This window comes from Bacillus cereus group sp. N8 (genome assembly GCF_016483685.1).
In the GTDB taxonomy this organism is placed as follows: Bacteria; Bacillota; Bacilli; order Bacillales; family Bacillaceae_G; genus Bacillus_A; species Bacillus_A proteolyticus.
The window spans coordinates 121226-145825 of record NZ_JAEHBK010000005.1 but is presented as its reverse complement, the minus strand read 5'-3'; the positions used below and the strand labels follow the sequence as shown (position 1 = coordinate 145825).

The window sequence follows — 24600 nt, the reverse complement described above, 5'->3', positions numbered from 1 at the left end:
AAATTAGCATTTTCCCCCTGAGATTCAACTTTATTGAAATGGAGTCATAATATGATTAATCAAAAGAAATATGTACAATTTGTCATGATGTATATAATTATATTTTCTCTTTGGATATTCCTTATCCCTAGGAATTTAAATATAAAAGAAATTGGAATTCTCTTCTTATTTTGTTTTGCGGCACTCTTTTCTTGCTATTGCTTATATAAAGCAATTAAGAAGATGAAAAGCAGTGACAAACTATTTTGGGTTTTACTACTATGTACTTGCATATGTGGACTAATTATGGAAATAACTTTATTTCTTCAGTCACCTTCTATTTATGATCAAGTCATATTCTCATATAAAGCACTACCTTTTTTCATCATACAATATATTTTGCTTTTTTCTGGCTTTGCTATAAAGTTTATAAAACATTACTCCATTAGAGGTCTTGCTCAATTTTCATTCGATAGCATCTTCATTGTTATTATGAATATTTATTTTGCCCTAACCTTTATTTTAGATATTTCTAGCTTTCGTATGTTGAAGACGGACACGTGGCTTTTGATTGGGTATTTTATCGCACAATCATTAGTAATTTACGCCGTTATTAGCCTATATAGAAGAGAACAATATTCTTCTAGTAGAATCTCATTAATTATCGGCTTTACTATCATACTTATGTACGGATATATACATCTGTTCCAATTAAACAAAGGAATGGAAACTTCTTCTGAAGTCTCTTATTTAATACATACTGCTTCGATTTTACTAATCGGTTTATCGTCCATACTGTACATTTTGGATAAACCAATGCAACATGAAACGAAAATGAAGTATTATCGATTCGATTATGTACGCTTTATATTACCTTATTTTAGTATAATCATTACTTTTTCCTTTATTGTCATTCAGCCTTGGGACGATAAGTTCATGCTAATCGGTCTAGTATTATCACTAATCTTATTATTCCTACGACAACTTTACATGTGGAAAGATAATCAAGTATTAATCGATACGTACGAACAGTTGACTACACAACTAGAAGGTGAAGTCGAAGAAGGTGCATCTGCCCTATCAAAAAGTGAACAGCGTTATAAGTCTTTATTCGAAGATCATCCTGATGCTGTTTTTTCTTTAAATATGAACGGGATTTTTCAACAATCTAATAAGGCTTGTGAAAGTTTATTTACACCCTATTATTGTGAAGTAACAAGCTATTCTCTTCTACACTTCATTGATCCCCAAGATCATGAATTATTGAAGAAATCTTTACAAAGTACAAGAGAAGGTAGACCACAAACTCTAGAAATTCGTACAAAAGAAAAAGAAGGCTATTATTATTATCTTCACATTACATTCATCCCTATTTTTATAAATAAAGAAGTTGTTGGGATGTTTGGTATAGCACGTGATATTACAACTTTATATGAAAAACAAAAACAAGTAGAGCATTTGGCTTTCCATGATGCACTTACAGGACTGCCGAATCGACGAAAATTCGAAAAAGATTTAAAAACGATTTTAAATACAGCGAAAAACAAAACTAATGACGTTGCCGTCATGTTCCTCGACTTAGACCGATTTAAAAAAATTAACGATCGACTCGGTCATGATGTCGGAGATTTATTATTAATTGAAGTGGCAAAAAGATTACGTGGATGTTTGCGTTCAAAAGATATCGTCGCCCGCCAAGGCGGAGATGAATTTACGATCCTATTACCAGATATGTACTCTGAAAAAAGTGCTGCTTTTATAGCCGAACAAATTTTAACCATCTTAAATAAGCCTTACTTCATTAAAGATGAAGAACTTTCTGTTACACCGAGTATCGGAATTGCAATGTTTCCGGAATACGGAACCGATGTAACCAAATTAATGAAAAATGCAGATATGGCTATGTACCGGGCAAAAGCTAATGGGAAAAATAGATTTATTTTCTTCTCAAAAGAAATGAGTGTTGCGCAAAATGAACTACACTTCCTAGAAGGTGAACTTTCAAAGGCTCTACAACAAAATGAATTTTTCCTTGAGTATCAACCGCAAGTAAATACAAAAACAAAACAAATTATCGGTTTTGAGGCATTAATTCGCTGGAAACATCCAAAACTCGGAATTGTATCACCTGCCCAATTTATTCCTCTAGCAGAGGAAACAGGATTTATTATTGAACTTGGTAATTGGATTTTACGTACCGCCTGCTTAGAAGCAAAAAAGTGGCATAACCAAGGATTTTCTCACCTAAAGGTTGGTGTGAATTTATCTGTTGTTCAATTTAATCACGCAGATTTAATATCAACTATTTCAAAAGTCTTGGAAGAAACAGAACTAAAACCAGAAGCGCTAGATATTGAGATTACAGAAAGTATCGCGATTAATCAAAATCATTCTGTAATTGCTAAACTAGAAGAACTTCAAAATCTCGGTATCCAAATTTCAATTGATGACTTTGGAACAGGTTATAGTTCTTTAGCTTATTTAACGAAATATCCAATCAATACATTAAAAATTGCTCGAGAGTTTATTTGTGGAATTACAAATAGCCCTTTAGAAGAAGCGATTATCGCTTCCATTATTAAGCTATCGAAAGAATTAAATTTAAAGGTTATTGCGGAAGGTGTAGAAACAGAAGAACAATGGAAGTTTTTACACGAACAAAACTGTGACCACATTCAAGGATTCCTATTTAGCAAGCCTGTTTCTAGTAAAGATGTTTGGATGTTACTCCACTAAAAAACAACCGTCTAAGTAAGACGGTTGTTTTTTAGTACTCAAAAGGTACATCTGAAGCTACTTGTATCTCTTGATCATTATAAGAAATTACTTGATTTTTCTCTAAAACTGTATCTCCTAATGAAATACCCCATGCCATCGCTAACGTTAATAGACTACCAATAAGTAGTTTTTTCATATTCCATCACCCGCATTTTTTCTTTAAATATATCATGAAAATTTATCCACATCTTATGCAATTATGCATATTTGTTTTTTGTTTTTTTTATTTCTTCATTTTTTTTATAATTGACTCTTTTAACGTGTGATTTCCTAATATATCGAAAAAGAAGCACGCTTTTTCGTAAGCATCTTCAATTTCTGCTCTATCACACTCGAGCTTTTCTAGGCATTCACCTTTTCGATAGTATAACTGTCCAATCAATGTCATACTATTAATTCGACACGATAGTTCAATGGCTTTATTTGCGTGACAAAGCGCTTCTTCGTATTGATTGTCTAAGTATAATGCTTTTGCATGATTATGTCTCACCTTCACATCAAACTCTTTATTATCATGTAATGCCTCTAATTGTTTTAATATATTTTCAAATAACTCAATACTCTTCTTAAAATAGCCATTTTCAGCGTAAATGTTTGCAATTGCGTTTTCAATATAAAGGTTCTGATATACATCTATTCCTGCCAATTGTTGATTGAGCAATTTCTTTAATTCTAAAATACAATATTCGTAATCGATTTTTTTCAATATGTAAGCAGCTACATAATATTGCCATTGAAGAAATTGCTGAAGCTCGGGATGATATTCTTCCTTTTTCAACTCATTCCATACCTTATTATAAATTTCTTTATATTTCTTTTGCTTACAAAGCATAATAATTCGATCTTTTAATTGCTTATTCCTCTCAATATCAGAATAAATGAGTACCTCATAAAAATGAATAATGGGAACTTGTAACTTCGCTGCAATACCTTGCAATATATCCATACTTGGGTATACCGCGCCCGATTCAATTCGACTCACTTCCGATTGATGACATATGTTCTCGGATAACTGCTTTTGTGTTAATCCTCTCATCACCCTAATTTTCTTAATTTCACTTCCTAGTTTTTCTGCGTGCATACTTACTCACCATCCCATTATAACAATCTAATTTTTTGAGTTGTCATACCACTACAATAATGTGAATTCGACAATTTTTGATATGAAATAATGCATAATATATATAAGATTCGGCAAATTTTTCATACAATCCATCTCACATAATATAATAGACTAGTAATTTTATAGATCAATTATAGAAAATTTGCCCGTGCTTTCGTTACATTCGGTCTTCTTTATCCTTTATCAGCAGAAGCTATTCACACCCAAGAACTAGATAGAAATGAAGTAAACGTTGAAATTGCTCAGCCTAGTTTAACGATTTAACAATTAACACAACCTCAAAATGATACAAAAATATATGGCGAAAAAGTATTTAAAGGGTGAGATAAATGAGGCTAAAGCTCAACAAAAGTGAGTGACAACTGAAATGAATGTAGATTCCCAACCTACAAATAAAGATACAAAAGAAAATAAAACCGAAGTTCGCCTTGCACAAACTTACAAAAATTATAAAGTATATGGCCAAGATCTTATTGTAAAAGTAGATAAAAATGGAGTAATTACAACTGTTAGTGGTAAAGTTGTCCAAAATTTAGACCAACAACCTAATCTTACTATAACAAATTTTTTGTCGAAAAATGAAGTAAAATCTAAATTACGCGATATACTTCAAATTCTGAGCTATGCGACTGCGACGAAACTCTCTATTGAAATACTTGTTTATAAGAAAAAAGAAGCTTACCACTCATAGGTAAACTTCTTTTCATATCCATCCCTTTTCTTCCGCAATTGTAATTGCCTCAATTCTATTTTTCGCATCAAGCTTCGTTAATACTTCAGAAATATAATTACGTACTGTACCAGGTGAAAGATAAAGTGCCTTCGCAATTTCATTTGCCGTCTTTCCTTCTTTCGCAAGTAACAATACTTCTTTTTCGCGATCCGATAATGGATTTTGCTCCTGCCATAAGCCGAACATTAAATCTTGAGAGATCTCTCGCTTACCTTTCATTACATTACGAATTGCTGCAGCTAGATCTTCACTTGGGCTATCTTTTAATAAATACCCGTGAACACCAGTTTTCATTGCCCGTTCAAAATAACCTGGTCGTGCAAATGTTGTTAAAATCATTACTTTACAAGGTGACTTTTCCTTCTTCAGCGCTTCAGCAACATCTAAACCACTTTGAATCGGCATTTCAATATCCATAATACTTATATCAGGCCTTAGCGATTCGATTAATTTTAACGCCTCTTCCCCATTCGCAGCCTGACCAACTACTTCAATATCATCCTCTAGATCAAGCAGGGCTCCTAACGCACCACGAAGCATTCGCTGATCTTCCGCAATAATAATTCGAATCATGCCCTCACCTCATCTTTTCCTGTTCGAATAACAACTGGTACTTTCACTATTAATAGTGTCCCTGGATTGATTGTACCCAGTTCAACAAACCCATCAATAAGAGCGATGCGCTCTTTCATACCACGAATGCCATTTCCATCGTGGTTTTGATCCGTTAAGCCAACTCCATTATCTTCTACTGTCAAAATTAATTCACCTTGTGATTCTAGTACAGAAACTGTACAACGCGTCGCCTTACTATGCTTTACAACATTCGTCACAGCCTCACGTAAACACATTCCTAAAATATTTTGTTCAATCGGTGATAACGAACTTGCACTTGTTTCTTGTTTTATTTCTAATTCAATAGTAGCAGCTTGTAAGATTGCTTTTATTTGCTCAAGCTCTTCTTCCACTGTAATCATACGCATATCCGAAATTAATTCCCTTAACTGCTTTAAAGCGGTACGAGATGTTTGTGTAATTTCCTTCGCTTCCACACTTGCACGCTCCGGATTTTTTACAATTAACTTCTCCACAAGCTGACTTTTTAAAGTAATGAGTGATAACGTGTGCCCTAACGTATCATGAAGATCCCTTGCAATCCGCTGACGTTCTTCACGTTTTACTAAGTCTTTAATTTGCTCATTCGCTTCGTTTAATTGATTTCTTAACATCTTTTTCTGATTAAAATTACGCATTCCAAATGGCGTAAGAAGCATTAAAATAAACATCGGAACGATATTCACTAAACTCGGGATTGTTAGTTGATTAACATTTACAAATATAAAAGCTCCAAGCATTACAACTAATAAACCTAATAGCACACGAAACGCTTTCTTACTTGGCGCAAATCCCATCGCACTCGCCGTGAAATATCCAAACAATATCATGAAGGGATTATAAAATAAAGCAAATGAGAATGTGAGCATCATTTGAATACACGCCCACAAAATGAACGTTTTCTTAACAAAATAAAGCTGCCGGTATGTGACGGTGAAGACTATCAACATACCGATCCCTATTACAAGCTTCCATCCTGATACTTGTGTTAAATTATAGATTGGAAATAATAAATACACGAGCCACATATACGGGAAGAAACCCATCTGTTTCGGAAAAACTTCAAACCTTTTCTTCTCTATCATTTATACCGCTTCCTGTCTTTTTCTTATATATATTGATACTACAACAAATATAAGGAAATAACCTCCTAGTACCGCGATATTTTCCCAACCAATCGACTTTCCAGCTACAATATCCCATGCACCACTTCCGAAATGATATGTTGGTGTCCATTCGCCGATAGATCTTAAAATTTTCGGGAATACTTCAATTGGCATCCATAATCCACCGATTACAGCTAGACTCATATTTAAAATATTCGCTAAGCCAGCAGCTGCATCCGCCTTCTTAATTGAACCTATTACTGTTCCAAGGGCTAAAAATGGTGTCACGCCTAGTAATAGCCATAATCCTGCACCAATCCATTGGCCTATCGTTAACTCAACATTATTAATTAATATTCCTGCCATAAAAATAACTAAGATTGAAAAAGCATTCACTACTGTTTGAGCAATAATTTTGGCTGCTAAATATGCCCCCTCTGGAAGCGGGGTAATTTTTAACAAATGTGTCCATCCTTGCCCTTTTTCCTGAGAAAGTCTCACACCGAAACTAAAAAGGGCAGTCCCTACAATACTGAAAGTCGCCATTGAAATTAAATAATGCGCTTTCCATACATCTCCGTTTTGCGGGACTTGAACAACATTTGTAAAGATGTAATAAAACATAACTGGCATTAATAATGAGAAAAAGATGAATAATTTATTGCGGAACGTACGTAAAACCTCTATTTTACATTGCATCCATAATGCTCTCATGCGATTCCCTCCTTCTGATTTGCAACAAACTGTTCAAATGCTTCATCGAGGCTTCCACGTTCAACTGAAACGTCTGTTACAGGTAGATTCCTCTGATAAATTGCTTGTAAAGTGGCATCTGTATCTTCCGTCGTTAAAGTGAAGCGCTCTTCATTTGACTGTACTTCCGTTACATGCGGTAATTCCTTTAGTAAACTCTTAGGAATTTTTTCTTTCGAATAAAACGAGATTGTTTTTCGAGAAATCGTCGCTTTCATCTCATCCGGTGTGCCATCTGCGATAATCTTTCCGTTCGCAAATAATAAAATTCGATCTGCTAACGCATCCGCTTCTTCTAAATAATGTGTTGTTAAAATAATCGTTTTCCCTTCACTTGCTAATTTTCTAATCGTTTCCCAAAACGTTTTTCGAGATGTAATGTCCATTCCTACAGTTGGCTCATCTAAAAATAACAAATCTGGATTCCCTGCAAGTGCCAGCACAAAATTTAACCTTCTTTTTTGACCGCCCGACAATTTCTCACATCTTTGCTTTCGTTCTGATTCCAAGTTTGACAACTGCAGTAATGTTTCTTTCTCTACAGGATTCGTATAATAACTACGGAATAACTCGATTGCCTCTTCTACCGTGATGCTATCAATCACACTTACTTCTTGCAGCATCGCACCGAGGCTATTGCGAACCTCTCTATGCTTCGGACTCTTTCCAAATATAGAGATATTCCCTTCTGTTGGATCTTTTAACCCGAGCATCATTGAAATTGTCGTTGTTTTCCCCGCACCATTCGGGCCGAGTAATGCTACTATTTGCCCTTTATTCACATGAAATGAAACGTTATTTACTGCTTTTTTATGTTTAAATGTTTTAGAAACACCATTTACTTCAATAATCTTTTCCATCTCTCCACCCCCGCCGTTTCTTATATTTACATTGTATGCTCTGGAAAAGTTAGGAAACAGTATGATGCGTCATGACATCCATATGACAATTGTCATGTATTCTCTATGAGAGGAATCAACCCGCATACCGCACGCGAGTAGCAGTACAAAAACAAACATGATACAATCGGATAAGACATATATTCGAGGAAGGACAGTGGTTTTCATGATTATTCGTAATGAGCAAGATTTAGAAGGTTTACGAAAAATCGGCCGCATCGTTGCACTTGCACGCGAAGAAATGAAGAAACAAGCGAAGCCAGGTATGACAACGAAAGAGCTTGATTTAATTGGTAAAAAAGTATTAGACGAGAACGGTGCTATTTCAGCGCCTGAAAAAGAATATAAATTCCCAGGTGTAACTTGCATTAGTGTAAACGAAGAAGTTGCTCACGGTATTCCAGGCGATCGTGTATTAAAAGAAGGCGATTTAGTAAACGTAGACGTATCGGCAGCACTTGACGGCTATTATGCAGATACAGGTATCTCATTTGTTCTTGGAGAAGATGAAGAAAAAGAAAAGCTATGCCAAGCTGCAGTAGATGCATTTTGGGAAGCAATGAAAAAAGTAAAAGCTGGATCAAAACAAAATCAAATTGGTCGTGCTGTTTCTAACTTTGCACATAAAAGTGGATATAACGTAATCCAAAACTTAACTGGTCACGGCATTGGTCTTAGTTTACACGAAGCTCCAAACCACATTTTAAGCTACTATGATCCAATGGATAATGCACTTCTAAAAGACGGTCTTGTTATCGCTGTAGAACCATTCATCTCAATGAAAGCAGATCATATTATTGAGCGCGGTGATGATGGTTGGACATTCGTTACGCCAGACAAAAGCCTTGTTGCACAATGTGAACATACAGTTGTCGTCACTCGTGGCGAGCCAATTATTTTAACTCAACTATAATAAAAAATAGCCGTTTTGTAGATTCCTTCTACTAAAGCGGCTGTTTTTATTATTTTTAAGTATGTAACATCCCCATAAACAGAAAGCTTATAAAAATAAAAAGGTGATACATCAAAGTATCACCTTTTTAACGGGGTGAGGCTGCCCAAAAGTACGTAAAACTCTTGAACAGCCTCGTATTTTCATATGGATGCCTTACATATATCATTGATGATAATTATGAAATGCGGAAACATAGTTATCATCACATGATTCAAACAAAAGAAAAGAAACCCTATAACAGATCTCTTTTCCCTACATAATCTAAAGTTTGGGTACACTAGATTCATGCAATGTAGGAGGCTTCAGAACTGAAAGCGATCCTTCATTTAAAATGATAGCATACATATATCCGCTAAAAATATGCAAATGTGCATATAGCGTTTTTCATTTCTCAACTTACAATTATTGAAAATTAAGGAAAATAAAGGTAAGATTAAGTCGTTATCCGTCTTCTTTTGTCAGTCAGAGAGAATAGAAGAATGGGAGAGGAAAAAATGAGAAAATCACTGAAACAAAAAATAGTAAGCTCCTTGCTTGCTGTATCACTCGCCGTTAGCTTAGCTCCAATCGGACAAGCAAAAGCTGATTCCACGTCAGAAATTACACAAACTCCATCTATTACAAAACAAGTTGATGCAAGCCGTGCCCTCGAGCATATCCGTTTCTTATCCGAAACAATCGGTCCCCGCCCAGGTGGTACAAAATCAGAAGAATGGGCTTCTCGCTATGTTGGTATGAAGCTTAAATCAATGGGATATGAGGTAGAATATCAGCCCTTTCAAGTGCCGGATCAATACGTTGGATTTATCGAATCACCATTAGGGACAAAGCGTAATTGGCAAGCTGGCGCTGCTCCAAATGCACTAATTTCTACAGAAGCTGTTACAGCTCCGCTTATCTTTGTTCATGGTGGTACAAAATTAGACGATATTCCAAATGAGGTAAACGGGAAAATTGTTTTATTCGAAAGAGGTACAACTGTAGCAGATTATAATAAACAAGTTGAAAATGCTGTTAGTAAAGGGGCAAAAGGTGTGCTTTTATACAGCTTAATTGGAGGTCGTGGAAACTACGGACAAACCTTCAATCCTCGCTTAACTAAAAAGCAGTCTATCCCTGTCTTTGGTCTTGCTTATGCTCAAGGAAATGCGTTTAAAGAAGAAATTGCTAAAAAAGAGACATCGATGCTTTCCCTAAAAGCGAGACATGAGTCTAATTTAACATCCCTAAATGTCATCGCTAAAAAGAAACCAAAAAATAGTACAGGTAATGAAAAAGCTGTTGTTGTAAGTTCACACTATGATAGTGTCGTTGGGGCACCTGGGGCGAATGATAATGCTTCTGGTACAGGATTAGTATTAGAATTAGCTCGTGCTTTTCAAAATGTAGAAACTGATAAAGAAATTCGTTTTATTGCTTTTGGCTCTGAAGAAACTGGCTTACTTGGCTCTGATTATTATGTTAATAGTCTGTCCCAAAAAGAACGTGATCGAATTTTAGGTGTCTTTAACGCAGACATGGTTGCAACAAATTATGATAAAGCAAAGAATTTATATGCAATGACTCCTGATGGATCAACGAACCTTGTAACAGATGCTGCCTTACAAGCAGGTAAACAATTAAATAATGATCTCGTTCTTCAAGGAAAATTCGGCTCTAGTGATCACGTACCATTTGCTGAAGTGGGTATTCCTTCTGCACTATTTATTTGGATGGGTGTCGATAGTTGGAATCCATTAATCTATCATATCGAAAAGGTATATCACACGCCTCAAGATAATGTATTTGAGAACATTTCACCAGAACGTATGAAAATGGCATTAGAAGTTATCGGAACTGGTGTTTATAACACCCTTCAAAAACCTGTTACTCAAACAGGTCAAAAAGCTGCTTAATACAGATCAAAAGAGGCAACCACATGTTATTGTGATTGCCTTTTTTGATCTGTATGTCGAGCTCTGCCTTCTAGCCCCTTCTGTATAAGAACCTTCCCCATGAGAAGATAAACTGCATCTTCTGTGGGAAAGAACCTTAGCCTTCGGGACTAAACAGTCGGCTCCGCTTTTCTTTATGTCCAGCTCCAACGGCTAGAATAATCGGTGGCTTCGCGCCTTCCTCCGAGGCAAAGTACGCCTCTCTGTCAGGAGCTCCATCCCCCTCCTATTCTAAGCAAGCCGTTTCCGCTTTTCTTTATTACATTTTTTCTGGTGCAGATACTCCTACGATTGCTAATGCATTTTGAAGTGTAGTGCGTACTGCTTTCATTAATTCGTAACGAGCTTTACTTAATTCTAAGTTATCTTGGTTTAATACTTTTTCTGCATTGTAGAAGCTGTGTAATGCTGCTGCTAATTCAAATGCATAGCTTGTAATGCGGTGTGGCAGACGTTTTTGCGCTGCATCTGCAACTACAGCTGGGAATTCACCAAGTTTTTTCAGTAACTCTACTTCTTTCTCAGAGGTAACAAGTTTATAATTCACGTCTCCGCCTGTAGCTAATCCTAACTCTTCACCTTGACGAAGGATACTGCATACGCGAGCATGAGCATATTGTGCATAGTATACTGGGTTTTCATTAGATGTTGATACAGCTAAGTCCATATCGAAGTCCAAATGAGAATCACCGCTACGCATTGCGAAGAAGTAACGCATTGCGTCCACGCCTACTTCTTCCATAAGCTCACGAAGTGTAACTGCTTTACCTGTACGCTTACTCATCTTCATTTTTTCACCATTTTGATACAGTTGTACCATTTGAATGATTTCTACTTCAAGAGTATCTTTATCGTAACCAAGCGCTTGAATAGCAGCTTTCATACGAGGAATATAACCGTGGTGGTCAGCACCCCAAATGTTGATTAATTTATCGAAACCACGCTCTAATTTATCGCGGTGGTAAGCGATATCTGGCGTTAAGTATGTGTAAGAACCGTCGTTTTTAATTAATACACGGTTTTTATCATCGCCGTAAGTCATTGAACGGAACCAAGTTGCGCCGTCTTCTTCAAAGATTTCCTCACGCTCTTTTAATACAGCAAGAGCTTGATCAATTTTTCCGTTTTTGTATAATGATGTTTCTGAGAACCATACATCAAACTTAACACGGAAGCTTTCTAAGTCTTTTTGAAGTTTCGCTAACTCATATTTCAAACCGTATGAACGGTAGAATTCATAGCTTTCTTCCGCATCAGCTTTCGCATAACGATCGCCGAACTCTTCAGCTAAACGTTTACCGATTCCAATGATGTCTGCACCGTGGTAACCGTCTTCTGGCATTTCTTTCTCTAAACCTAACGCTTGCATGTAACGAGCTTCAACAGAAAGAGCTAAGTTATTAATTTGGTTACCCGCATCGTTAATATAGTACTCACGAGATACATCGTATCCTGCTTTCGCTAATACGTTACATAAAGTGTCACCTACTGCCGCACCACGTGCATGTCCTAAGTGAAGATCGCCTGTTGGATTCGCAGATACGAACTCAATCTGTACTTTTTCACCTTTACCAGTATTCGTTTCACCGTATGCTTCACCAGCGTTTACGATTGTTGGGATTAAGTCCGTTAAGTAGCTATTATCCATGTAGAAGTTAATGAAACCAGGACCAGCGATTTCAATTTTTTCAATAGAAGCTTTTGCTTTATCGAAGTTTGCAACTAATTCTTCTGCAATCATACGAGGTGCTTTTTTCGCAACGCGTGCAAGTTGCATTGCCATATTTGTAGAGAAATCACCATTTGTTTTATCTTTTGGAGATTCTAATATAACGTTTGGAATCTGTTCTTCTGTTGCTAATTCTGCCTTTAATACAGCAGCTTGAATTTCTTCTTTAATCAATCCTTTTACTTGTTCTAAAGAATTCATTATTTTGCCTCCTTCAAATTAATTGTAATTGTATATCTGCCAGCTTCTTGTTCACTTAGAAGCAATGCGTACGTTAAGAAGAGTTGTCCTTTTTTCTTTTCATCCGACCATTTAAAAAGAACATTATCAGTTTTCGTTTGCAATACAAACGTACCAAGTTCACTCGTATACGTACCAGTTGTCCATTCACCTTTCACATGCGTCTGACGCATAGAAATAGCACCTGAACGCATAATGAGAACTTGTTCATCTTGAATTTTAATAATTGTTTTCACTTCGCCTTGTTCGTTCGGCTCTTGGAATGTTATATATGTACCTTGACCTTTTACATAGTATTGACCATTTGCTTCAAAAGCAACGGTTTCCTTCCTCGCCCCTTCACGGATTTCTGTTACGAAATGAACGTGTACTGGCAAGCCTGCAAGTTGTTTCTTCACGTCTTGCACACCTTTCAAATGTTATAGATATTAAATACTACTTATAATAAATCACTTTTCCTATCATATCAAAAAAAGACTCTGTCTGTCTGCTGAAAAATCAGGAAAACTCCTTTTCAAAAAATAATTCAACTTCTCTTTATTTCGTATGTTAAAATATTTTTAAAATCTGAATATTTTTTCATTTAAAGAGGTGAATCTAATGCTACCAACAAAATTTAAAAAAGGTGATGAAATAAGGATTATTTCACCATCTTGTAGTTTAAGTATTGTCTCAAATACGAACCGAGAACTTGCTATAAAAAGATTAACCGACATGGGCTTTCAAGTTACATTCTCAAAATATGCTGATGAGATAGATCAATTTGCTTCCTCTTCTATTTCTTCACGCGTTCAAGATTTTCATGAAGCATTTAAAGACCCTAATGTAAAAGCAATTTTGACGACACTTGGAGGATACAACTCTAACGGTTTATTAAAACATCTCGATTACGATTTAATTCGAGAAAATCCGAAATTTTTCTGTGGCTATTCTGATATTACCGCTTTAAATAACGCACTTTACACAAAAACAGGCTTAGTTACATATTCAGGTCCTCACTTCTCTTCATTCGGAATGGAAAAAGGGCTCGATTATACGACCGATTACTTTTTAAAATGTTTAGCTTCTAATGAGCCTATTGAAATATTACCGGCTGAAACATGGAGCGATGATTCTTGGTATATGGATCAAGAAAATCGAGAATTTATTAAAAATGAAGGATATGTTTCAATTCAAGAAGGGGAAGCGACGGGAGATATTATTGGTGGTAATATGAGCACATTTAATTTACTGCAAGGTACACCATATATGCCAAGCTTACAGGGCAAAATTTTATTTCTTGAAGAGGATAGTTTAACCGGAAAAGCTACCCTAAAAACTTTTGATCGATATTTACATTCTCTTATGCAGCAACCTGGCTTTGAACATGTAAAAGGCATTGTTATAGGAAGAATGCAAAAAGGAGCAGAATGTACGATAGAAGACATTCAAGAAATGATTGCTTCAAAATCCGAACTTACACATATACCTATTATTGCAAACGCTAGTTTCGGGCATACAACTCCGATTTTCACTTTCCCAATTGGCGGACGTGCAAAAATCATTTCTAATAAAGAAAGTTCAGCTATCACCATTTTAACGCACTAAAAAAGGAGCGAACGATTCGCTCCTTTTATGATTTTTCTATCTTTTGCAATGCTTTTTGTGGAATTGACTCTTCCGGGATTTCAGCCCATCCTTTTCCTTGCATACCTTTTGCATAAATTTTTATAAAAGCACCCGTGTGCAATTCACGGTTCACCATTCTTTTAATAACTTGTAACTTTCCATCTTCTGTATACCCTTTAAATGTATACAAATATTCATCGTCTTTTTTCTCACCTTTATCTATAACTGCATAATAATCTTGTATTTCTTTATTTGAAAAGAAGTTGTCTACAAAAGCATGCACACCTTCTGTTTTTGTGTTTAAATAGTACGCTGTTCCACCCAAAATAATAGCGAACACAGCTAAAACTTTAATTACCAATTTCATAAATGCGCCTCCTGTTTGCACTTCTTTCTCACTAACCGTATGTCTATACCTGTATTATACGAAAAAAAGCCTACTATACTCTATCGAAATGTCTTACACTTCCCTTACATTATTGTAAGGCTTTTTCACCTTACAGCAATTTCCGGGCAAAAAGTTTTCCCGTTTAACAAACTTTTATATTATTATTGAATGATACAAATTTTTATTACAAAAATCAAAGGAGACAGTTTTCAAATGGCTATCTTGCAAGGTTTAGCACTATTACTTGTTGTACTTTGTCTATTTACACTTTTTAGTTACCGTGCTCCTTACGGAATGAAAGCAATGGGTGCTTTGGCTAATGCAGCAATCGCAAGTTTTCTGATTGAAGCATTTCACCGTTATATCGGTGGAGAAATGTTTCATAATGACTTTTTACAATCAGTAGGAGAAGCTTCTGGTAGTATGAGCGGTGTCGCAGCAGCGATTTTAGTAGCATTAGCAATCGGTGTTTCACCCGTATATGCTGTTTTAATCGGTATCGCTACTAGTGGATTCGGTATTTTACCAGGTTTTTTCGCCGGATACGTTTGTGCTTTCGTTGTGAAATTTCTCGAAAAGAAATTACCAGCTGGTGTAGAATTTTTAGCAATTTTATTTATTGCTGCACCAATCTCACGCGGAATGGCAATGCTTATGGACCCGCTTGTTAACGCAACACTCGGTAAAATCGGTTCTATGATTTCAGTTGCAACTACAGAAAGTCCTATCATTATGGGTATTATGCTTGGCGGATTAATAACAGTTATTTCTACCTCTCCATTAAGTTCTATGGCACTAACTGCAATGCTCGGATTAACAGGTTTACCAATGGCAATTGGTAGTCTTGCCGTAGCAGCCTCAGCCCCGTTGAACTTTATTTTCTTTAAACGACTAAAAATTTGTTCAAAGAAAGATACAATCGCTGTAGCAATCGAACCGTTAACACAAGCCGATGTTGTCTCAGCAAATCCAATTCCAATTTATACGACTAACTTCGTTGGCGGTGCACTTGCTGGTATTATTACATCGCTATTCCAGCTCGTTAATAACGCGCCAGGAACAGCATCACCAATTCCAGGACTTCTTGTCTTATTCGGATTTAATGACGTTGTAAAAGTAACAATCGCTGCTATATTATGCGGAATCGTTACCACTATTGTTGGATACGTTGGATCAATTGTATTCCGTAAATATCCAATCCGTTCTGCTGATGAAATTCGTGGCATTACTTCGGAAGAGAAAGTCGCATAAGAAAAAGAGCTATTCTCAAATGATGAGAATAGCTCTTTTTTATGTCATATGACATTAAGTGAAATTATATCGGCGACTCTGAACAAGTCGGCTTCACTTTTACTTTACCCAGCCGAGCAGCATTTCCCGCACGAATTTGCTTGCTGCAACTGGTGTTTGATCACTATGGTCGTAGACAGGAGCTACTTCTACTAAATCTGCTCCAACTACATTTATATTTGAATTTGCAATTGCTACGATGGAATCTAATAGTTCTTTAGATGTGATACCTCCAGCCTCTAACGTTCCTGTTCCAGGAGCGTGAGCTGGGTCTAATACGTCAATGTCAATTGTGACATAGACTGGGCGTCCTGCAAGTTTCGGTAATACTTCTTTTAACGGTTCTAATACGTCAAATTTGTATAAGTTCATACCTACTTCTTTTGCCCATTCAAATTCTTCCTTCATTCCAGAACGAATTCCGAAAGAATATACGTTTTCCGGACCAATTAAATCACACACTTTACGAATTGGTGTAGAGTGAGATAAAGGCTCTCCTTCATACGATTCACGTAAATCAGTATGAGCATCCATGTGGATGATTGCTAAATCCGGATATTTTTTTGCCATTGCCTTAAAAATTGGCCAAGACACTAAGTGCTCACCGCCGAGACCTAGTGGAAACTTATCGGCATCTAAAAGTTTTGATACATATTCTTCAATCATGTCTATGCTGCGTTGTGGGTTCCCAAATGGTAATGGGATATCACCCGCATCAAAATACTTTACTTCTTCTAGTTCACGATCTAAATACGGACTGTATTCCTCTAGTCCAATCGATACTTCACGAATACGTGCAGGGCCGAAGCGAGAACCTGGACGGTAACTTACTGTCCAATCCATTGGCATCCCGTAAATAACTGCCTCTGACTCTTCAAAACTTGGATGACTTTTAATAAATACTTTACCTGAATAAGCTTCATCAAAACGCATATTCTTTTCCTCCTTATGTGGAACTTAAGGTATCCCAACCTTTCATATTTCTCAAATTTGGAGCGCACTGCTCCTCTTTCTCGATTTACCGGGGTCTTCTGTTTCATAACAAGAAGATTATTTCATTTACAGAAGTGTAAATAGCTAGCATGCTCAAGTCTTCTGGACAAACACCTTAAATGAGCTACTTACACTTTATTTGTTCAAACTCGATTTCTTACTTAATTAAATCGCCAACAAATTTCGGTAATGCGAATGCTGCATTGTGTAATTCTTTTGTGTAGTATTTCGTTTCGATTTCGTGGAAACGCTCTTCACTTACTTCTAGTGGATCATGTTTTTTAGATCCGATTGTGAATGTCCAAAGTCCACTTGGGTAAGTTGGAATGTTCGCTGTGTATAAACGAGTAATTGGGAAAATCTCTTTTACGTCTTTAAACACAGTTGTAATTAGTTCTGGTGTAAACCAAGGGTTGTCCGTTTGAGCAACGAAAATACCATCTTCTTTTAACGCTTTAGAAATTCCAGCGTAGAAGCCTTTTGTAAATAGGTTTACCGCTGGGCCTACTGGCTCAGTAGAATCTACCATAATTACGTCATATTCATTTTCGCTTTCTGCGATGTGTAGGAAACCGTCTCCTACTTTTACTTCTACACGCTCATTATCTAATGCGCCTGCAATTGATGGTAAGTATTGTTTAGAGTACTCAATTACTTTTCCATCGATTTCAACAAGAGTTGCTTTCTTTACGCTTGGGTGTTTTAACACTTCACGAATAACACCGCCATCGCCACCGCCTACAACTAATACGTTTTCAGGGTTTGGATGTGTAAATAAAGGTACGTGCGCTACCATTTCATGATAAACGAACTCGTCCTTTTCAGTTGTCATAACCATGCCATCTAAAATAAGCATGTTTCCGAACTCTTCCGTTTCAACCATATCAAGTTTTTGGAATTCTGTTTGCTCCGTATGTAATGTGCGGTTAATACGCGCCGTAATCCCAAAATGCTTTGTTTGTTTTTCAGTGAACCATAGTTCCATCGTACAATCACGCCTTTCAATGCAAATTTATAATAGGGACATCATTAATGTCCCCTAACAAAAATAAAACAAAACATCCAAAAAGTATAGTTAAAAGTACAAAAATACCGAAAATATATTTTAGTCAGAGGGTTCTAACATATATGCAAAAAGGGTTTGCTCTGCAACAGGAAAGAAAACCCTTTCTTAAGAAAGGGTTTCTGTCTCTATTTCTACCGGTTTACGAATCGGAATTAAGATCATTACGCAACCAACTAATACAACAATTCCACCGACTAAAAACGGACTTTGTGGTGAAACTGTATGACCGATGACTCCTGATAAAATTGGAGCAATCGCGCCTCCTAACCAACGAACAAAGTTATAAACACCTGATGTAACAGATCTTTCATAAGGTGAAATATCCATTACATAACTTGTAAATAACGCGTTATTTAATCCTGATGCTAATCCTGATAGAACGATTAACACGATTTGTAACCACATGATTTTAACGAAGAATAGTGCAATTAAGAAAATCGCAAATACGAGTAAACTACCTTTTAACAATGTTTTTGGTTCATATTTACCTTCTAGCTTATGCGCTAAAATTGCTGATCCGTAAGCTAATGCTAATCCCCATCCGCAAAATACAAATCCTAATTGAATAGCAGATAAATGCATAATCAGTGGTGAATATGCTAACACGACGAAAAATCCGTAGTAGTATAACATTCCTGAAATGGCACCTTGCATAAACGGTTTATATTTCACCAGGTTAAGTAATTCACCTACGCCTGCTGCTTTACGCTTCACTTCTCGCTCCGGTTCTTTTACAAAAAAGAATACTAAAATAAATGCTAAGAAAATTAAAATACTCGTTGCGAAAAATGGGTAACGCCAAGAATGTCCACCTAATATACCACCTAACAATGGGCCACCTGCCATCCCTAAACCGATAGCTGCTTCATATAATCCTACTGCTTCATGAACTTCTTTACTTAATGCTATTAAAAGTGTCATTGCTGTAGCAAAAAACATCGCATTTCCTAATCCCCACCCTGCACGGAAAAGAGATAATTGAGCAATCGTTTGCGATATACCACATATAAATGCAAACACAGTTACAATCGCAAGACCGATCGTCATCATTCGTTTATCACCAAATCTTGATGCAAATATTCCAGCTGGTAACATCATAATTGCCATCGTTAAAATATAAGCTGTAAATAACATCTCGACTTGCCAATGCGAAGCACCAATTTGTTCAGCAATACTTGGTAAAATTGGGTCAACTACTCCTATACCTGAAAAGGCAAGGAAGGTAGCCACCACTGTAATCAATCTCCCTAATTTTTGTTTGCTCTCCATTTTGATTACTCTCCTTTTGTATTCTCTAAAAATGTAACCGCTCGACTTAAACTATCCTCTAGCTCTGCCTTCACGCGCTGCATTTGCTCCATTTTCTCGTCTAACGTTTGCACTTGTTTTTCAAGCATCTCTTTAATTTCTTGAATAACTTCACGGTCACGAGGATTCTCGCTATTTCTTCTTTGTTCCATTCGTTCTTTTAACGATAAGAAATGTTGCATTTCTTGAAGTGTAATTCCTAGCACTTCTTTCGCTTCCACAATCTTTTTAATTCTTGCAATGTCCTCATCTGTATACAGGCGAATGTTCCCCTCACTTCGTTCTGGGGGATGAATTAAACCAATTTCCTCATAATAACGGAGTGTACGCTTTGTTAAACCAACTTGCTTTGTTACTTCATCGATTTTATACATGTTTATTCCTCCCTTCACTTGATTATTACATTTTACGTTAACGTTAACTTTTATGCAACTGTTAGACTTTTGTAAATGTTTGTCCTATTCAATTGTATTTTTCCCAAGGCAGTTTCATAATGAAGAAAAAGAGATGATAAGGAGATTTTCACATGAATAAACCACTTATTTTCGCTCACCGCGGGGTAAAAGGGACACATCCAGAGAATACGATGATTGCCTTTCAAGAAGCCGAACGCATTGGTGCTCATGGAATTGAACTTGATGTCCATTTATCAAAAGATGGTGAACTTGTTGTAATTCACGACGAAACCGTCGATCGTACAACAAATGGCATAGGACTTGTTTCTGAAAAAACTGTAGAGGAATTACAAACTCTAGATGCTGGTAGCCATAAAGATCCTTCTTTCCATGAAGCAAAAATTCCAACGTTACGCGAAGTATTCATTTGGCTATCTACAACAAATTTACAACTTAACATTGAGTTAAAAACAGATGTGATTCACTATCCTAATATTGAAGAGAAAGTTGTCGCTCTTGTTCGAGAATACCATCTATCTAATCAAATTGTATTCTCATCATTTAACCATGACTCTGTTTCATTATTAGCAGAGATAGCCCCTGAAATCCCAAGGGCAATTTTATATGATACGCCACTTGCTGATCCTATTGCCGAGGCAAAACGTAGAGAAGCAACTGGATTACATCCAAATTTCCAGCTATTAACCAAAGAATTTGTACAGTTAGCACAAGAACAAGGATATGTTTTCCGTCCTTATACAATGAACGAATACAAAGATTTGCAAACTATGATTGATTATGGCGTAGATGTCATTATTACCGATTGGCCAGCACGTGCCTTTGAGCTCCTTTCTTAATTGAAGGGGCTTTTTTGTTTTCAAAATTTCATTGTTTAAAATAAACCAAAACCCTCAATACTAATACAATAATGCTTGTATTAATGAGGGGCTGAAAAAGATGGATCAAACTATGAATCCAAAACTTAAAAAATATAAACGTCTTTTCTTCACCGTAATGTTTTCTTGTGTTCTTTTTTTCGTTTTTTCCTTTTTCATTATCATTATAGCTGCAAAAATTATGGGGCCTCCCCCTGTTGCAGTTCCGCAAACGAGTGTGTTTTACGCGAACGATGATACAGTGATTGGACAAAGTAACGAAATACAAAAGCGTTACAATGTCTCTCTTGATGAAATTTCTCCCTATGTAAAAGAAGCGACACTTTCTATTGAAGACCAAAGATTTTATAAGCATCATGGCTTCGATATGAAACGTATTGCAGGTGCAATTGTTGCTGATTTAAAAGCAATGGCAAAGGTGCAAGGAGCTAGTACGATTACACAACAATACGCACGTAATCTATATTTAGATCATGATAAAACGTGGAAACGAAAACTACTAGAGGCAATGTACACTGTCCGTCTTGAAGTGAATTATAATAAAAATCATATTTTAGAAGGATATTTAAATACAATTTATTACGGACATGGCGCTTATGGCATCGAGGCTGCGTCTCGTCTATATTTCGATAAAACAGCAAAAGAATTAACATTAGCAGAAGCTAGTATGCTTGCAGGAATCCCGAAAGGACCTAGTGTCTACTCTCCCTTTTTAAAAGAAGAACGTGCTAAAGGACGTCAATCTCTCATATTAGATGAAATGGTAGAGCAAGGTTATATTACGAAGCTGCAAGCAGCTTCAGCAAAAAAAGAAACGCTAACTTTCGCCTCATTAGATACGAAAAAAGTGGCAGAGGTCGCGCCTTATTTCCAAGATGCTGTACAAGCTTCTCTTCTTCGGGATATCGGATTAGATGAGCAAGCCTTACAACGAGGTGGCTTGCGTATTTATACAACGCTAGATCCTAAGTTACAATCTGTAGCAGAACAAGCTGTCAAAGATCATATACCTGAAACAACAAACATCCAAACTGCCCTCGTCTCTATGAATCCAAAAACAGGTGAAGTGGCTGCTCTTGTTGGAGGAACTGATTATAATACGAGTCAATTTAACAGGGCTACACAAGCCCTTCGTCAGCCTGGCTCTACATTTAAACCATTTCTATATTACGCGGCCTTGGAACGAGGATTCACCCCTACTACGCGCTTAAAAAGCGAATACACTGTATTCACTTTAGGTGACGGCGTTTCAAAGTATAAACCGAAAAACTATAAAGATTATTATGCAGATGATTTCGTAACAATGGCGCAAGCTCTCGCAGTCTCTGATAACATATATGCTGTGAAAACAAATTTGTTTTTAGGAGATGACACGCTCGCAAAAACAGCGAAGCAATTCGGAATTAAGAGTGCATTAAAAGATGTGCCTTCTCTAGCTCTCGGTACGTCCCCTGTAAAACCGATTGAAATGGTGAACGCTTATAGCATGTTTGCAAACGGCGGAAAAGAAGTAAAACCTATCTTTATAAGGCGCATTATGGATCATGAAGGGAACATGTTATACGACGCTCATTTGGAGAGCAATCAAGTTCTCGATAAGAGCAAAGCATTTGTGATGGAAGAAATGATGACAGGTATGTTTAATAAAAAACTAAGTAGTTATGCCGCTGTGACCGGACAATCGATGTTATCCAAACTATCAAGAACGTATGCTGGAAAGTCCGGTTCAACAGAAACTGATAGTTGGATGATTGGATTTACTCCGCAACTTGTAACAGGGGTTTGGATTGGATACGATCAACCTAAATCCATTTCAAATGTAGCAGAACAAGGATACGCGAAAAAAATATGGACCGATACAATGGAAAAAGGATTGGATGGACAGCCTAAAAAAGAGTTCAAACAACCAGCAGATGTTGTTGCTGTAGACGTTAACCCTGAAAACGGTAAGATTGCTACAAAAAATTGTCCCATTTCTGTGAAAATGTATTTCACAAAAGGTACAGAGCCAACTGAGTATTGTATGGATCACGTTGATGATAAAGAAGAGTTTGAAAAGGTTAGTGAAGAGAAGAAAAAGACGGGTTGGTGGAAGAAATATCTCCCGTGGTAAGAAAGAAGGCTATTGTCATTCTTTATCGGTAAATCGATATTCCTTATCGAATCGTTGATATATGCGAGTTACGTTAGATATATTTTCATATGCCATGGTCCTATTCACTAAATAAAAAGGATGTCACCTAGTCAAAAAACTCGACTTACGGGACATCCTTTTCTTTTATTCACCTAATAATGCGTGGCGCAATTCTTCACTAGATTCGTTCCAAATTGCTTCATTATGCTCTTTTAAGAATGTACCAAGTACTTTTTTAGATGATTCATCCATATGATTGATCATGATGTGACGCTTTAGTGATTTATCCATTTTGTTTACATGCTCTGGAAGTGATTTATATCCGCGGCGAATTTCACGATCAACTGTCATTTCACAAGCAGTTACACCTGCGTAATATGCACCGTTTGGTGTTCTTTCAATCGTTACCCAAACAAGCCAAAATGGTTTTCCGTTTGGAACTTCATCTTTATTTGTTAAAAATTTAATACCTTTTTCTACTGTACTACGCGCATGCATCGCCCCGATATCAACGAATGCAGTTTTCTCTAGTACATCGACAAATACAGGTGAAATATTTTCTAGGCTTAATGCCCCAACGCCAAACCCACCATGTCCATCTGTTGAATCATTTTTTACAATATTAAAACCGATTTTTTTCTTTTTCTCTGTCATATGTAAATTCCTCCTCACTTAAAGATTATAAAAGCCCAAAAATAGGCGCAATGATATTTTGTAAAAATACTAATACATATGGGATAACAACATTGAAAATAGGCTGAATTGTGTAATTGCTAAGCGGTGTAATAACAAGAATTAATAACGCAATTGATCCATACTTTTCATACTGTGTCATTTTCGCTCGCACATTTGCTGGTGCTAAATCTTCCACAACGCGATATCCATCAAGTGGCGGGATTGGTAATAAGTTAAATACAAGTAAAACAATATTAAGCATAATAAAAATTTGGAAAAATTGATTTAACGTCTCTCCTACTGCGGGTGGAATCGCATCTAACACACCAAACGTTATTAGGCTATACCAAATAATTAAACCAATTGCACTTAAGATAAGATTACTTATCGGTCCCGCAATAGAAACTAATATTCCCGCAAGACGCGGTCTTTTAAAGTTATACGGGTTAACAGGTACTGGTCTTGCCCAACCGAATCCAAGAATTAGTACAGCAATCATCCCGATAGGATCTAAATGAGCCATCGGTGATAACGTTAAACGTCCTTGTTTTTTCGCTGTATCGTCTCCAAATTTATATGCAACATACGCATGTGCAAATTCATGCACAGATAGCGCAATAATAATCGCCATTGCTACCAACGGAATTTGTTGCAATGGGTATCTAAATAACTGATCCATAACTCATCTCCTCTTCAATATGTCAAAAAAAGAAATTATTTGTTTTTTCGATTGTTCTTCCTCATAATCCGCTATAATAAGAGTGTAACTTACATAAAAGGAGCGATTGTACATGCCATACGTAACAGTGAAAATGCTAGAAGGACGCACAGAAGAACAGAAGAAAGCTCTTGCTGAGAAAGTAACAGCAGCAGTAAGCGAAACAACTGGTGCTCCTGAAGAAAACATCGTTGTTTTCATCGAAGAAATGTCTAAAAACCATTATGCAGTTGGCGGAAAACGCTTAAGCGACAAATAATTTCAAGTTTTTTCATAAGAAGCAGC

Annotated in this window: 24 protein-coding genes; 9 read left to right on the top strand and 15 right to left on the bottom strand. The window is 36.5% G+C overall.

All coding sequences use genetic code 11. The annotated features are described in order from the left end of the window. Window positions 1-51 precede the first annotated feature (51 nt). On the top strand, window positions 52-2715 hold the full coding sequence (locus JDS80_RS10710; protein ID WP_199638396.1) for a DUF4084 domain-containing protein: 2664 nt from the start codon (window positions 52-54) through the stop codon (window positions 2713-2715). A 31-nt stretch (window positions 2716-2746) separates the two neighbouring features. Here JDS80_RS10710 and JDS80_RS10705 read toward each other — a convergent pair whose 3' ends face one another. Both JDS80_RS10705 and plcR read right to left on the bottom strand, forming a co-directional pair. After that, the gene (locus JDS80_RS10705) at window positions 2747-2893 is read right to left on the bottom strand and encodes a quorum-sensing peptide PapR (RefSeq protein WP_000734736.1); all 147 of its coding nucleotides are present in this window, start codon (window positions 2891-2893) and stop codon (window positions 2747-2749) included. A gap of 87 nt (window positions 2894-2980) precedes the next feature. Continuing rightward, on the bottom strand, window positions 2981-3838 hold the full coding sequence (gene plcR / locus JDS80_RS10700) for a transcriptional regulator PlcR (protein WP_000542930.1): 858 nt from the start codon (window positions 3836-3838) through the stop codon (window positions 2981-2983). Window positions 3839-4247: 409 nt separating this feature from the next. Here plcR and JDS80_RS10695 point away from each other — a divergent pair, with 409 nt between their 5' ends. Beyond that, window positions 4248-4571 carry a bacillolysin gene (locus JDS80_RS10695; RefSeq protein ID WP_071744047.1) on the top strand — a complete coding sequence of 108 codons (324 nt, stop codon included), beginning with the start codon at window positions 4248-4250 and terminating at the stop codon, window positions 4569-4571. A 12-nt stretch (window positions 4572-4583) separates the two neighbouring features. Here JDS80_RS10695 and JDS80_RS10690 read toward each other — a convergent pair whose 3' ends face one another. The 4 genes from JDS80_RS10690 to JDS80_RS10675 are packed head-to-tail and all read right to left on the bottom strand — an operon-like array spanning window position 4584 to window position 7947. Further along, window positions 4584-5186, bottom strand: a complete 603-nt coding sequence (locus JDS80_RS10690; protein WP_097831449.1) for a response regulator transcription factor — start codon at window positions 5184-5186, stop codon at window positions 4584-4586. Further along, the gene (locus JDS80_RS10685) at window positions 5183-6313 is read right to left on the bottom strand and encodes a sensor histidine kinase (RefSeq protein ID WP_098889041.1); all 1131 of its coding nucleotides are present in this window, start codon (window positions 6311-6313) and stop codon (window positions 5183-5185) included. Before JDS80_RS10685 ends, JDS80_RS10690 begins: the two co-directional genes overlap by 4 nt. Beyond that, window positions 6314-7048, bottom strand: a complete 735-nt coding sequence (locus tag JDS80_RS10680; protein ID WP_199638394.1) for an ABC transporter permease — start codon at window positions 7046-7048, stop codon at window positions 6314-6316. Beyond that, window positions 7045-7947 carry an ABC transporter ATP-binding protein gene (locus JDS80_RS10675; protein ID WP_199638392.1) on the bottom strand — a complete coding sequence of 301 codons (903 nt, stop codon included), beginning with the start codon at window positions 7945-7947 and terminating at the stop codon, window positions 7045-7047. The genes JDS80_RS10680 and JDS80_RS10675 overlap by 4 nt, the downstream gene beginning before the upstream one ends. Window positions 7948-8104: 157 nt before the next feature. Here JDS80_RS10675 and map point away from each other — a divergent pair, with 157 nt between their 5' ends. Both map and JDS80_RS10665 read left to right on the top strand, forming a co-directional pair. Then, window positions 8105-8899 carry a type I methionyl aminopeptidase gene (map, locus tag JDS80_RS10670; RefSeq protein WP_116733419.1) on the top strand — a complete coding sequence of 265 codons (795 nt, stop codon included), beginning with the start codon at window positions 8105-8107 and terminating at the stop codon, window positions 8897-8899. 536 nt (window positions 8900-9435) lie between these two features. Beyond that, window positions 9436-10836, top strand: coding sequence for a M28 family metallopeptidase (locus tag JDS80_RS10665; protein ID WP_199638390.1), 1401 nt, complete (start codon window positions 9436-9438; stop codon window positions 10834-10836). A 298-nt stretch (window positions 10837-11134) separates the two neighbouring features. On the opposite strand, the gene argS is transcribed toward JDS80_RS10665, so the two are convergent. Both argS and JDS80_RS10655 read right to left on the bottom strand, forming a co-directional pair. Further along, the gene (gene argS, locus JDS80_RS10660; protein WP_098614830.1) at window positions 11135-12805 is read right to left on the bottom strand and encodes an arginine--tRNA ligase; all 1671 of its coding nucleotides are present in this window, start codon (window positions 12803-12805) and stop codon (window positions 11135-11137) included. Beyond that, the gene (locus tag JDS80_RS10655; protein ID WP_071744041.1) at window positions 12805-13242 is read right to left on the bottom strand and encodes a YwiB family protein; all 438 of its coding nucleotides are present in this window, start codon (window positions 13240-13242) and stop codon (window positions 12805-12807) included. Before JDS80_RS10655 ends, argS begins: the two co-directional genes overlap by 1 nt. Window positions 13243-13444: 202 nt before the next feature. On the opposite strand from JDS80_RS10655, the gene JDS80_RS10650 reads away from it, so the two are divergent. Continuing rightward, window positions 13445-14431: a S66 family peptidase gene (locus tag JDS80_RS10650; RefSeq protein WP_199638388.1), complete on the top strand. Its 987-nt coding sequence runs from the start codon at window positions 13445-13447 to the stop codon at window positions 14429-14431. Window positions 14432-14456: 25 nt separating this feature from the next. Here the strand turns inward: JDS80_RS10650 and JDS80_RS10645 are convergent, their stop codons facing one another. Next, window positions 14457-14819 carry a YxeA family protein gene (locus tag JDS80_RS10645; RefSeq protein WP_199638386.1) on the bottom strand — a complete coding sequence of 121 codons (363 nt, stop codon included), beginning with the start codon at window positions 14817-14819 and terminating at the stop codon, window positions 14457-14459. Window positions 14820-15053: 234 nt separating this feature from the next. On the opposite strand from JDS80_RS10645, the gene JDS80_RS10640 reads away from it, so the two are divergent. Beyond that, the gene (locus JDS80_RS10640) at window positions 15054-16091 is read left to right on the top strand and encodes a PTS sugar transporter subunit IIC (protein ID WP_071744038.1); all 1038 of its coding nucleotides are present in this window, start codon (window positions 15054-15056) and stop codon (window positions 16089-16091) included. A gap of 99 nt (window positions 16092-16190) precedes the next feature. On the opposite strand, the gene speB is transcribed toward JDS80_RS10640, so the two are convergent. From speB to JDS80_RS10620, 4 genes are all read right to left on the bottom strand, one after another. Continuing rightward, on the bottom strand, window positions 16191-17063 hold the full coding sequence (gene speB / locus JDS80_RS10635) for an agmatinase (RefSeq protein WP_001209823.1): 873 nt from the start codon (window positions 17061-17063) through the stop codon (window positions 16191-16193). Window positions 17064-17280: 217 nt separating this feature from the next. Then, the gene (speE, locus tag JDS80_RS10630) at window positions 17281-18108 is read right to left on the bottom strand and encodes a polyamine aminopropyltransferase (RefSeq protein ID WP_000424696.1); all 828 of its coding nucleotides are present in this window, start codon (window positions 18106-18108) and stop codon (window positions 17281-17283) included. A 186-nt stretch (window positions 18109-18294) separates the two neighbouring features. Then, window positions 18295-19458, bottom strand: a complete 1164-nt coding sequence (locus tag JDS80_RS10625) for an MFS transporter (protein WP_071744037.1) — start codon at window positions 19456-19458, stop codon at window positions 18295-18297. A 5-nt stretch (window positions 19459-19463) separates the two neighbouring features. Next, window positions 19464-19871 carry a MerR family transcriptional regulator gene (locus JDS80_RS10620; RefSeq protein ID WP_071744036.1) on the bottom strand — a complete coding sequence of 136 codons (408 nt, stop codon included), beginning with the start codon at window positions 19869-19871 and terminating at the stop codon, window positions 19464-19466. A gap of 152 nt (window positions 19872-20023) precedes the next feature. Between JDS80_RS10620 and JDS80_RS10615 the strand changes: the two genes are divergently transcribed. Together JDS80_RS10615 and JDS80_RS10610 are read left to right on the top strand one after the other, a co-directional pair. Beyond that, entirely contained in the window at window positions 20024-20749 is a 726-nt protein-coding gene (locus JDS80_RS10615; RefSeq protein ID WP_071744035.1) for a glycerophosphodiester phosphodiesterase, read from the top strand. A gap of 100 nt (window positions 20750-20849) precedes the next feature. After that, the gene (locus tag JDS80_RS10610) at window positions 20850-22901 is read left to right on the top strand and encodes a transglycosylase domain-containing protein (protein WP_199638384.1); all 2052 of its coding nucleotides are present in this window, start codon (window positions 20850-20852) and stop codon (window positions 22899-22901) included. A 165-nt stretch (window positions 22902-23066) separates the two neighbouring features. On the opposite strand, the gene JDS80_RS10605 is transcribed toward JDS80_RS10610, so the two are convergent. Beyond that, window positions 23067-23576 (bottom strand): YwhD family protein, encoded by a 510-nt coding sequence (locus JDS80_RS10605; RefSeq protein WP_199638382.1) that lies wholly within the window; start codon window positions 23574-23576, stop codon window positions 23067-23069. Window positions 23577-23601: 25 nt separating this feature from the next. Continuing rightward, window positions 23602-24276 carry a site-2 protease family protein gene (locus tag JDS80_RS10600; protein WP_071744033.1) on the bottom strand — a complete coding sequence of 225 codons (675 nt, stop codon included), beginning with the start codon at window positions 24274-24276 and terminating at the stop codon, window positions 23602-23604. A gap of 112 nt (window positions 24277-24388) precedes the next feature. Here JDS80_RS10600 and JDS80_RS10595 point away from each other — a divergent pair, with 112 nt between their 5' ends. Next, complete coding sequence (locus tag JDS80_RS10595) at window positions 24389-24574, top strand: 2-hydroxymuconate tautomerase (protein ID WP_001147171.1); 186 nt, start codon at window positions 24389-24391, stop codon at window positions 24572-24574. Window positions 24575-24600: the final 26 nt, after the last annotated feature.

What these genes read in the sequence shown, in the direction of transcription:
- JDS80_RS10710 (WP_199638396.1), top strand. Translation starts at nt 52, where the DNA reads ATGATTAATCAAAAGAAATATGTACAATTTGTCATGATGTATATAATT.
- JDS80_RS10705 (WP_000734736.1), bottom strand. Translation starts at nt 2,893, where the DNA reads ATGAAAAAACTACTTATTGGTAGTCTATTAACGTTAGCGATGGCATGG.
- plcR (WP_000542930.1), bottom strand. Translation starts at nt 3,838, where the DNA reads ATGCACGCAGAAAAACTAGGAAGTGAAATTAAGAAAATTAGGGTGATG.
- JDS80_RS10695 (WP_071744047.1), top strand. Translation starts at nt 4,248, where the DNA reads ATGAATGTAGATTCCCAACCTACAAATAAAGATACAAAAGAAAATAAA.
- JDS80_RS10690 (WP_097831449.1), bottom strand. Translation starts at nt 5,186, where the DNA reads ATGATTCGAATTATTATTGCGGAAGATCAGCGAATGCTTCGTGGTGCG.
- JDS80_RS10685 (WP_098889041.1), bottom strand. Translation starts at nt 6,313, where the DNA reads ATGATAGAGAAGAAAAGGTTTGAAGTTTTTCCGAAACAGATGGGTTTC.
- JDS80_RS10680 (WP_199638394.1), bottom strand. Translation starts at nt 7,048, where the DNA reads ATGAGAGCATTATGGATGCAATGTAAAATAGAGGTTTTACGTACGTTC.
- JDS80_RS10675 (WP_199638392.1), bottom strand. Translation starts at nt 7,947, where the DNA reads ATGGAAAAGATTATTGAAGTAAATGGTGTTTCTAAAACATTTAAACAT.
- map (WP_116733419.1), top strand. Translation starts at nt 8,105, where the DNA reads ATGATACAATCGGATAAGACATATATTCGAGGAAGGACAGTGGTTTTC.
- JDS80_RS10665 (WP_199638390.1), top strand. Translation starts at nt 9,436, where the DNA reads ATGAGAAAATCACTGAAACAAAAAATAGTAAGCTCCTTGCTTGCTGTA.
- argS (WP_098614830.1), bottom strand. Translation starts at nt 12,805, where the DNA reads ATGAATTCTTTAGAACAAGTAAAAGGATTGATTAAAGAAGAAATTCAA.
- JDS80_RS10650 (WP_199638388.1), top strand. Translation starts at nt 13,445, where the DNA reads ATGCTACCAACAAAATTTAAAAAAGGTGATGAAATAAGGATTATTTCA.
- JDS80_RS10645 (WP_199638386.1), bottom strand. Translation starts at nt 14,819, where the DNA reads ATGAAATTGGTAATTAAAGTTTTAGCTGTGTTCGCTATTATTTTGGGT.
- JDS80_RS10640 (WP_071744038.1), top strand. Translation starts at nt 15,054, where the DNA reads ATGGCTATCTTGCAAGGTTTAGCACTATTACTTGTTGTACTTTGTCTA.
- speB (WP_001209823.1), bottom strand. Translation starts at nt 17,063, where the DNA reads ATGCGTTTTGATGAAGCTTATTCAGGTAAAGTATTTATTAAAAGTCAT.
- speE (WP_000424696.1), bottom strand. Translation starts at nt 18,108, where the DNA reads ATGGAACTATGGTTCACTGAAAAACAAACAAAGCATTTTGGGATTACG.
- JDS80_RS10625 (WP_071744037.1), bottom strand. Translation starts at nt 19,458, where the DNA reads ATGGAGAGCAAACAAAAATTAGGGAGATTGATTACAGTGGTGGCTACC.
- JDS80_RS10620 (WP_071744036.1), bottom strand. Translation starts at nt 19,871, where the DNA reads ATGTATAAAATCGATGAAGTAACAAAGCAAGTTGGTTTAACAAAGCGT.
- JDS80_RS10615 (WP_071744035.1), top strand. Translation starts at nt 20,024, where the DNA reads ATGAATAAACCACTTATTTTCGCTCACCGCGGGGTAAAAGGGACACAT.
- JDS80_RS10610 (WP_199638384.1), top strand. Translation starts at nt 20,850, where the DNA reads ATGGATCAAACTATGAATCCAAAACTTAAAAAATATAAACGTCTTTTC.
- JDS80_RS10605 (WP_199638382.1), bottom strand. Translation starts at nt 23,576, where the DNA reads ATGACAGAGAAAAAGAAAAAAATCGGTTTTAATATTGTAAAAAATGAT.
- JDS80_RS10600 (WP_071744033.1), bottom strand. Translation starts at nt 24,276, where the DNA reads ATGGATCAGTTATTTAGATACCCATTGCAACAAATTCCGTTGGTAGCA.
- JDS80_RS10595 (WP_001147171.1), top strand. Translation starts at nt 24,389, where the DNA reads ATGCCATACGTAACAGTGAAAATGCTAGAAGGACGCACAGAAGAACAG.